Raw genomic sequence first — 9,184 nt, 5'->3', positions numbered from 1 at the left:
GAACGACCATAAAGCTATGATGTTTTTGCATACATAAAAAGAGCCTGTGCACGATTACGTGCGACAGGCCCTTTTTTCGTCTGTAAGGGCTCGCACGTGGCGAGCCCGTTTCAGGATATGTTCGATTTTTCCGACATAATAAAGCGTTGGAACCATTTTTCAGGAGCGGGCGCCCCACGTGGCGCCCCTACGCATTTTTGGCGAATCACTAGCCACTAGTTGCTAACTGTTAACTCCATCTCTTACAAGAAGATGTACTTCATGACGAAGATGACGGCCAGGCAGTACATGAGGAGGGAAATCTTTTCCCGTTTGCCTGTGAGCAGGTTGATGACGACATACGAGATGATGCCGAAGGAGATGCCTTCGGAGATGCTGTAGCAGAAGGGCATCGCGATGATGGTGATGTATGCCGGGATGGATTCGCTGAAGTCGTCGAAGTCGATGCCGGCGACGGACGTCAGCATGAGGAAGCCGACGATGACCAGGGCCGGTGCCGTGGCAAAGGCCGGGATGGCCATGAAGAACGGCGACAGGAAGAGGGACAGGGCGAAGAGGACAGCGACGCAGACTGCCGTCAGGCCCGTGCGGCCGCCTTCGCTGACGCCGGTAGCGCTTTCGACGAAGGTCGTCGTCGTACTGGTGCCGATGACAGCGCCGACCGTCGTGGCGACAGCGTCGGCCAGGAGGGCGCCTTTGATGCGCGGCAGGCGGCCCCGTTCATCGAGCATGTTGGCCTTGGACGAGACGCCGATGAGCGTGCCCAGGGTATCGAAGATATCGACGAAGAGGAAGGCGAACATGACGACCAGGAAGTCCAGGCTAAAGACGCGGCTGAAGTCGAGCTGGCCGAAGATGGGGCTCAGGCTGGCCGGGGCAAAGGCAGCGGCGCCGCCGGACAGGTCGGGGATGACGCTGAACATCTTCATTTCCGGATTGGGCACGTAGAGGCCGGTCAATTCGCAAAGAATGGCCAGGATCCAGGTAAAGAGGATGCCCCAGAGGATGTTGCCGCGGACTTTCTTGACCATCAGGACGGCTGTGAAGACGATGCCGATCATGGCCAGGAGAACCGTAATGCCGACCGTGTGGAAGGTACCCGTAGCGGCAGACTGTTTGAACGAGAACAGGGCAATCTTGGTTGCCGGGTTGGCGACGATGATCTGGGCGTTCAGCAGGCCGATGAGGGCGATGAACAGGCCGATGCCGGCAGAAACGGCTTTCTTCAAGGTCATGGGGATGGCGTTGAAGATAGCTTCGCGGACATTGGTCAAAGACAGGATGATGAAGATAACGCCTTCAAAGAAGACGGCGGCCAGGGCCATTTCCCAGGTGTAGCCCATCTGCAGGACGACCGTAAAGGCGAAGAAGGCGTTCAGGCCCATGCCCGGTGCCAGGGCGAAGGGATAGTTGGCGAAAAAGGCCATGCACAGCGTCCCGATAAGGGAAGCCAGGGCGGTTGCCGTGAGGACGGCACCTTTGTCCATGCCGGCGGCGCTCATGATGGTCGGGTTGACGGCCAGGATGTAGGCCATGGTCATGAAGGTCGTGATACCAGCCAGGATTTCCGTGCGGACCGTCGTGCCATTTTCGCTCAAGTGGAAGAAACGGTCGAGGAAGGACGGTTGGTTTTCCATAATACATTCACACTCCTTTAGTAATAAAACAAGTTGACATCCATCCGGAAATACATGAAGCCAAATAGCAGACGACGGACATCAACTGATATCATTATTATAGGGTGTTCTGCCTTTTTGGGCAACTATTTTGTCAAAAAAAGGAAATCTATGGTACAATGAGTCCGAAAGATAAAAATCTTACGCCTTTACCGATAGGAAGGAGTACATTATGACTATGACACGGAATCTTTTGAAACGGCGTATTGCCGTAGCCCGGGGCTTGGAACCGGGGGACGTCGTCCTTAAAAACTGCCAGATCGTCGACGTCTATACACAGACCATCCGGCCTGGGGATATCGTCATCGCCGACGGCATCATCGCCGGCGTCGGCGGCCCGTATGAAGGACAGGAAGTCATCGATGCCCATGGGGCCTATGCCGCACCGGGCCTCATTGAAAGCCATATCCATATCGAATCGTCCTATGTCAGCCCGGAAGAGTTCGGCCGCCTGGTCGTCCCCCTGGGAACGACGACGATCGTCGCCGACCCGCATGAAATCGTCAACGTCTGCGGCCTGGCCGGCCTTCGTTACATGATGGAAGCCGCTGAAAAGACGGCCCTGGACGTCCGTTTCATGGTGCCGTCGTGTGTCCCGGCGACGCCTTTCGACCACAGCGGGGCCGTGCTGGAAGCAGACGACATGAAATCGCCCCTGGCCGACGACCGCGTTCTCGGTGTCGGTGAATTCATGAACTGCCCGGGCATCCTGAACGGCGATGATGCCGTCCTGGACAAGCTCGTCGCCGCCTATGAGGCGAAAAAGCCCATCGACGGCCACAGCCCCGGCGTCACTGGCAAGGACCTGCAGGCCTATGCGTCGGCCCAGATCCGGACGGACCACGAATGTTTCACCTTGGACGACGTCGAAGCGCGCCTCCAGGCCGGCATGTACGTCATGCTGCGCAACGGTTCGGCCTGCCATGACCTGCCAAATCTGGTCCGGGCCGTGACGCCGGCCAATCTGCGCCGCTTCCTGCTCTGTTCGGATGACCTCCATCCCAAGACGATCTTTGAGAAAGGCCACCTCAACGAACACCTGCGCCTCTGCGTCGCCGCCGGCCTGTCGCCGCAAGCGGCTATCACCATGGCGACCCTCAACGCCGCCGACTGCTACCACTTCGACGACCGCGGCGCCTTGGCACCGGGCAAGCGGGCGGACATCGTCCTCTTTGAAGACCTGAAGGACTTCCACGTTCTGGCGACCTTCATCGGCGGTCAGAAAACAGCGGAAAAGGGCCAGTATCTCCTGCCCTTTACGCGGGCTGATTACAGCGCCGTCGGCAGCTCTGTCTGCATCGCCGGTTTCTCCGAAGAGAAAATGGTTATGCACTTGACGTCGGACCGGGTCCGGACTATCGACATCGTGCCCGGCGGCGTCGTCACGGAAAAAGGGGAAGCCCTCATCCATCGCGATGGCCGCGGCGATTTCGTCTACGACCCGCAGGCCGATATCGTCAAAGTTGCCGTCGTCGAACGCCATCACGGCACGGGCTGCGTCGGCCTGGGCCTGCTGCGCGGTTATGGCCTTAAACGAGGTGCCGTCGCCGTATCCGTGGCCCACGATTCACACAACATCATCGTCGCCGGCACGAACAATAGGGATATGGCCGCTGCCGTCGAGGCCCTGGAGGGCCAGAAGGGCGGCATGGCCATCGTCTTGGACGGAACGGTCCTTGCATCCATCCCGCTGCCCATTGCCGGCCTCATGAGCGACCAGCCGGCCGCCGCTGTCGATGCAGCTATGGACGAGCTCTACGCCAAGGCCCACCATATCCTGGGTGTCAGCGCTGACGTCGATGTCATCATGACGTTGTGCTTCATGAGCCTGCCCGTCATCCCCAAGCTGAAACTGCTGGACACGGGTCTCTTCGACGTCGAAGCCTTCGATTTCGTTCCCATTGAACCTTAAGGAGGTATGATTATGGATGCCAAGAAAGTTAAGTTAGTCGTCATCAAGTCTCATTGTGATCTTTATAAAGAAGGCGATGAAATCGTCTTCGACGGGCCTGTCATCGATAAAGCAAAGAGCGGCGCCCTCTGCATGACGGCCCTCCAGGCCCTTTATCCTTATGTCTTCGCCGGCCGCCAGGGTTCGCTCTGGCCGTCGGATATCCAGTGTCCCGACTGCGACGAAGGCGTCATCTTCCGCGTGGTGGAACAATGATGCATAACCCTAATAGGGCAGAACGAGAAGGTATTGGCAAATGGCTTGACGACCGTGATATAATGAAAGGTAGAATGATAGTCGTGTGAGTGGGGAGGAATGTGAAAGTTGATACTCAGCAAAGCCTGTAAGACAAAGATGGCTGCTCTTTTCATCGGCCTCATGGCCTTGATGCCGGTGCAGGCCATTACGCAGGAAGAAATGGTCTATGACCAGGTCAGCAAATATATCCGCGGCAGCGAAGCGGCGGCCATTGCCAAGGATATCTGTGATGCATCCTATACGTATGACGTCGACCCGATCCTCGTCGCCGCCGTCTTTACGACAGAAAGCCATTTCGATAATTCTGCCGTGTCCGGCGTCGGTGCCGTCGGCATTGCCCAGCTTATGCCGTCTACAGCGGCATCACTCAAGGTCAATCCCTACAACCGCAGGGAGAACATCTTTGGCGGCGTCAAGTACCTCGGCCAGATGGTCGAACGCTACCGCACATGGGACCGGCCCTTCGTCTATGCCGAAGCGGCATATAATGCCGGACCGGGCGCCGTCGACCGGGCCCGAGGCGTGCCGCATTATACGGAGACCATGAATTATGTCCAGACCGTCGAACAGACGCGGCGGGAAATCTGGCGCCTTGCCGGTCATGAAGCCATGGCCCTGAAGCCCTACAAGCGGTCGGCCATGACCGTGACGGAAACGGAAGCACCCATTTTTCCGAGCCTGAAAGAATGGCATGAACAGCACAGTCAGAAAGCAGCCGCTGTCCAGACTAAGACTACGGTCCGGCCCAAGACGGCCCGCGTAGCCAATTCGGTCCGCAGCCCGCAGCCTGTGTCGTATTGGACGACGTCGCGGCCCTGGGACACGCGGAGCAGTAAAAAATAATATCGAGGAAGGGACCTTGCATCAGCGATTATGCGATCTCCCTTTTTTTACGGCCTGGAGCCGTAAGGAATGAAAAAAGGAGTTGTGAAATGGAAAAAGAATTGATTCACCTGGAGCACGTATCCAAGACCTATGATGGGCACAAGGTATTAGATGGCCTTGATCTGACGATTTCTGAAAATGAATTCGTGACTCTCCTCGGCCCCAGCGGCTGCGGCAAGACGACGACGCTCCGCCTCATTGCCGGTTTTGAAACGCCTGATGAAGGGCGTATCCTCTTCGATGGGGCCGATATCACCCAGCTGCCTCCGAACCGGCGTCAGGTCAATACGGTGTTCCAGAATTATTCTCTTTTTTCCCATATGGACGTGGCCGAAAACATCGCCTTCGGGCCGAAGATTCACGGCAAGTCCCGCGATTATATCCGCGATAAGATCCGTTATGCCCTGAAACTGGTCAACCTCGACGGCTACGAACACGCCAACATCGTCGACTTGTCCGGCGGCCAGCAGCAGCGCGTGGCCATCGCCCGGGCCGTCGTCAATGAGCCGCGGGTCCTGCTCCTGGACGAACCCCTGAGTGCCCTAGACCGGAAATTGCGCCGCAGCATGCAGCTGGAACTCATCAAGATCAAAGAAGAACTGGGCATTACCTTCGTCTTCGTCACTCATGACCAGGAAGAAGCCCTGAGCATGTCCGACACGGTCGTCGTCATGAACCAGGGTTATATCCAGCAGATCGGCACGCCCGAAAGCATTTACAATGAACCGGAAAACGCCTTCGTCGCCGACTTCATCGGTGACAGCAACATCGTCGACGGCCTCATGGTACACGACAAACTCGTGCGCATCGCCGACTACGACTTCGACTGTGTCGACGTCGGCTTCGGGACCCACCGCCCTGTCGACGTCCATATCCGGCCGGAAGATATGGAACTGCAGCCGCCTCGCGACGGCGGTTTCAACGGCGTCGTCACCAAGACGATTTTTGAAGGCATGACCTATAACCTCACTATCCAGGCGCGGGGGATCGAGTGGCTGGTCAAATCGACGAAGCACTATCAGCCCGGCGACGAAGTCAGCCTCTGGGTGGACCCCTTCAATATCCAGATCATGAATAAACCGGAATCGGAAGACGAAAGGGCGATGGAAAATGATTAATTCAGCAGCGATTCGCAACCTCTTTGCCGCGCCCTTCCTCATCTGGGCGGTCTTATTTATCTTCTGTCCCGTCGTGGCCATCGCCTGGTACGGCCTGACCGATGCCCACGGCGCCTTTACCCTGGCCAATATCAGCCTCATCGCCCACTGGGAGTACCTGAAGGCCCTGGAACTGTCCATCGTCCTGGCCCTCATCAGCACGGTCATCTGCCTGGTCGTGGCTTATCCGCTCTGCCTTATCCTGACGGAAAAGAAGCGGGGGAAGGGCTCGCTCCTGTTCCTGCTCTTCGTCCTGCCCATGTGGATGAACTCCCTGCTGACGACCATGGCCTGGCAGACGATTCTGGAAAAGAACGGCATCCTCAACCAGTTCCTGCGCCTCTTGTCCCTGCCTGACGTAAGCCTCATCAACACGCCGGCGGCCATCGTCATCGGCATGATTTACAACTTCCTTCCCTATATGATCCTGCCCCTCTACGTCGCTCTGAGCAAGATCAACGGCAACGTCATCGCCGCGGCCCGCGACTTAGGGGCCAATTCCTGGCAGACCTTCACCAAGGTCATCCTGCCCTTGTCCCTGCCCGGCGCCATCAGCGGCATCACCATGGTCTTCATCCCGTCGCTGACGACGTTCTTCATCAGCGGCCTCTTAGGGGGCAATAAGATCCTGCTCATCGGCAACATCGTCGAACAGGAATTCACCATGGCCTATGACTGGCATCTGGGCAGCGGCCTGTCTCTGGTGCTCATGGTCTTCATCATCGTCAACATGGTCGTGACGGCTTATTTCGACCGCAGCGAAGGGCAGGTGAAGAAGTGATGGAAAAAGTGAAGAAACTCTACGTCGCCCTGGTCGTCCTCTTCCTCTACGCGCCCATCGGCGTCCTCGTGGCCCAGTCCTTCAACGCCAGCCGTTACCGCGGCCACTGGACAGGCTTTACCCTGCAATGGTACGGCGAGTTATTCCAGAATGAAGGCATCTTTGACGCCTTGCAAAATACCATTACCATCGGTCTCTCGTCGGCGGCCATCGCCACCGTCCTGGGTCTTCTCACCTGCATGGCCCTGCGCGGCATGGGTCGCAAACAGCGGTCGGTCTATCTCGGCGTGGCTAGTATGCCGCTGCTCAATGCGGACATCGTCACCGGGATTTCCCTGATGCTCCTCTTTTTAGGCATGGGCCTGCGCCTGGGCTACGGTTCGATTCTCATGGCCCACGTCGTCTTCAACCTGCCGTACGTCATCTTGTGCATCATGCCCCAGTTCCTGTCGCTGGACCGCAGCTGTTATGATGCCGCCCGCGACCTGGGCGCGACGCCGTTCGTCGCATTCCGCCGCGTCGTCCTGCCGGAACTGCGGCCCAGTCTCCTGGCAGGCTTCATGCTGGCCTTCACCATGTCGGCCGACGACTTCATCATTACGCACTTCACCAAAGGGGCCGGCATCGATACGCTGCCGACGGAAATCTATGCCGAATTGAAATTGGGCATCCATCCGGAAATGTATGCCCTTTCGACGCTCGTATTCGTCTTTGTCCTGGTCTTCGCCGTCCTGCTCATCGTCAACCGCCGGCGCCTGGCCTTGGGTCGGAACTGGTAGGAAAGGGGAAACGCTATGAAATATATCCGCATGATTCTCCTCGGTCTCTGCTGTATCCTGGCCCTGAGCGGCTGTGGCTTCTTTGACAGCGAAGAAGACGGGGACAACGTGGTCTATGTCTATAACTGGGGCGATTACGTCGACCCGGATACGCTCAAGCAGTTCGAAGAAGAAACGGGCATCCGCGTCGTCATGGATGAATTCGATACCAACGAGAGCATGTATCCCCTGGTCGCGGCCGGCGCCGAACGCTATGACGTCATCTGCCCGTCGGACTACATGATCCAGAAGATGATCCACAATGATCTTTTGCAGCCTCTCGATTATTCCCAGCTGCCCAACGCCCGCCAGTACGTAGGCAAACAGTTCTGGACCCAGTCCGAGTCCTTTGACCCGGGCAACCGCTATGCCGTCCCTTATTGCTGGGGCACCGTCGGCATCGTCTACAATCGGACCATGGTCGATGAACCTGTCGACAGCTGGTCCATCCTTTGGAACGAGAAATATAAGAATGAAATCATCATGCAGGACTCGCCGCGCGATTCCTTCATGGTCGCCTTGAAGCGTCTGGGCTATTCCCTGAACACGACGGATCCTCAGCAGATCAAAGAAGCGCGGGATATGCTCATCGCCCAGAAACCCCTGGTCCAGGCCTATGGCATCGATGACGTCAAGGACAAGCTCGTCTCCGGCGAAGCGGCCATGGGCGTCGTCTTTTCCGGTGAAGCCCTGCGCATGATCCTGGAAAACAGGAACCTGGAATACGTCATCCCCAAAGAAGGGACCAACCTCTGGATTGACTCGTGGGTCATCCCCAAGAATGCCGAACACGTCGAAAATGCCCATAAATTCATCGACTTCATGAGCCGTCCCGACATCGCCCTGAAGAACTTCGAGTACCTGACCTATTCGACGCCGAATACGGCCGTCCCGGCCATGGAAGAAGACGAAGACTATAAAGATAACCCCGTCGTCTTCCCGCCGGAAGAAGCTTATGCCGGCCAGGAAACGTACAAATACCTGGGCGAAGAAGGGGACAAGCGCTATAACGACGAATGGATCCAGGTCAAGGTCTGGTGATTTTTTAGGATAAATGCTTTTCAAGAATACAAATGTGTAGTATAATGAGTACAAGTTCAGAATGAGACCAAAGAAGGAACCGTTGCACGAAGGCTTTTGCCATCATGCACGGTTCCTTTTGCTTTATAGTTTGTAGTATGGAGTTTGTAGAAAATGGCTTCAAATTTAAAAACACCCACTAAAAACTACAAACTACAAACTTCGAACTTCTGTTGTATGAGATTGGGAGGCGGGGATATGGCTGAGAAAAGGCCTTTGGTTTTCAATGTGCAGAAATTTTCCGTCCACGACGGGCCGGGGATACGAACGACGATTTTCTTCAAAGGCTGTCCCTTGGCCTGCCCATGGTGCCATAATCCGGAGAGTCAGCGCTTCGAGGTTGAGAGAATGGAGCGTAGCGATGGGGGACAGGATGAGGTCGGGACCTATTATTCCGTAGCAGAACTCGTCCGCCAGGCCGTGCAGGACCAGATTTTCTATGAACGTTCTGGCGGCGGCGTCACCTTGTCGGGCGGTGAAGTCCTGGCCCAGCCCATGGGGTATATCGCCGAGCTCGTCCGGGCCCTGGCTGAAAAAGGCATTTCCGTCGGCATCGACACCAGCGGCGCGGTTCCCGT

Annotated in this window: 9 protein-coding genes; 8 read left to right on the top strand and 1 reads right to left on the bottom strand. The window is 56.7% G+C overall.

Going from position 1 to position 9,184, the window contains the following annotated elements; genetic code table 11:
* Window positions 1-242 precede the first annotated feature (242 nt).
* The gene (locus WMO23_RS10205) at window positions 243-1,637 is read right to left on the bottom strand and encodes an NCS2 family permease (RefSeq protein ID WP_020311637.1); all 1,395 of its coding nucleotides are present in this window, start codon (window positions 1,635-1,637) and stop codon (window positions 243-245) included.
* A 217-nt stretch (window positions 1,638-1,854) separates the two neighbouring features.
* Here WMO23_RS10205 and ade point away from each other — a divergent pair, with 217 nt between their 5' ends.
* From ade to WMO23_RS10165, 8 genes are all read left to right on the top strand, one after another.
* Window positions 1,855-3,588 carry an adenine deaminase gene (gene ade, locus WMO23_RS10200; protein WP_292282471.1) on the top strand — a complete coding sequence of 578 codons (1,734 nt, stop codon included), beginning with the start codon at window positions 1,855-1,857 and terminating at the stop codon, window positions 3,586-3,588.
* 12 nt (window positions 3,589-3,600) lie between these two features.
* A complete protein-coding gene (locus tag WMO23_RS10195) occupies window positions 3,601-3,843 on the top strand; it encodes a TIGR04076 family protein (protein WP_020311639.1) in 243 nt (80 codons plus the stop codon).
* Between the two features lie 108 nt (window positions 3,844-3,951).
* Window positions 3,952-4,728, top strand: coding sequence for a lytic transglycosylase domain-containing protein (locus WMO23_RS10190; protein ID WP_296820886.1), 777 nt, complete (start codon window positions 3,952-3,954; stop codon window positions 4,726-4,728).
* Window positions 4,729-4,817: 89 nt separating this feature from the next.
* Window positions 4,818-5,888 (top strand): ABC transporter ATP-binding protein, encoded by a 1,071-nt coding sequence (locus WMO23_RS10185; RefSeq protein WP_020311641.1) that lies wholly within the window; start codon window positions 4,818-4,820, stop codon window positions 5,886-5,888.
* Window positions 5,881-6,708, top strand: a complete 828-nt coding sequence (locus WMO23_RS10180) for an ABC transporter permease (protein ID WP_020311642.1) — start codon at window positions 5,881-5,883, stop codon at window positions 6,706-6,708. Before WMO23_RS10185 ends, WMO23_RS10180 begins: the two co-directional genes overlap by 8 nt.
* Window positions 6,708-7,487: an ABC transporter permease gene (locus WMO23_RS10175; protein ID WP_020311643.1), complete on the top strand. Its 780-nt coding sequence runs from the start codon at window positions 6,708-6,710 to the stop codon at window positions 7,485-7,487. Before WMO23_RS10180 ends, WMO23_RS10175 begins: the two co-directional genes overlap by 1 nt.
* 15 nt (window positions 7,488-7,502) lie before the next feature.
* On the top strand, window positions 7,503-8,567 hold the full coding sequence (locus tag WMO23_RS10170; protein ID WP_020311644.1) for an ABC transporter substrate-binding protein: 1,065 nt from the start codon (window positions 7,503-7,505) through the stop codon (window positions 8,565-8,567).
* Between the two features lie 237 nt (window positions 8,568-8,804).
* Window positions 8,805-9,184, top strand: a 380-nt coding sequence (locus WMO23_RS10165; RefSeq protein WP_349173990.1) for a 4Fe-4S cluster-binding domain-containing protein, incomplete at its 3' end; no start/stop codon positions are given.

Origin of the sequence: Megasphaera intestinihominis (assembly GCF_040096415.1) — a bacterium.
GTDB lineage: Bacteria > Bacillota > Negativicutes > Veillonellales > Megasphaeraceae > Megasphaera > Megasphaera intestinihominis.
Note: the sequence above shows the minus strand (reverse complement) of the source record. Positions and strands in the feature narration are given on the sequence as shown.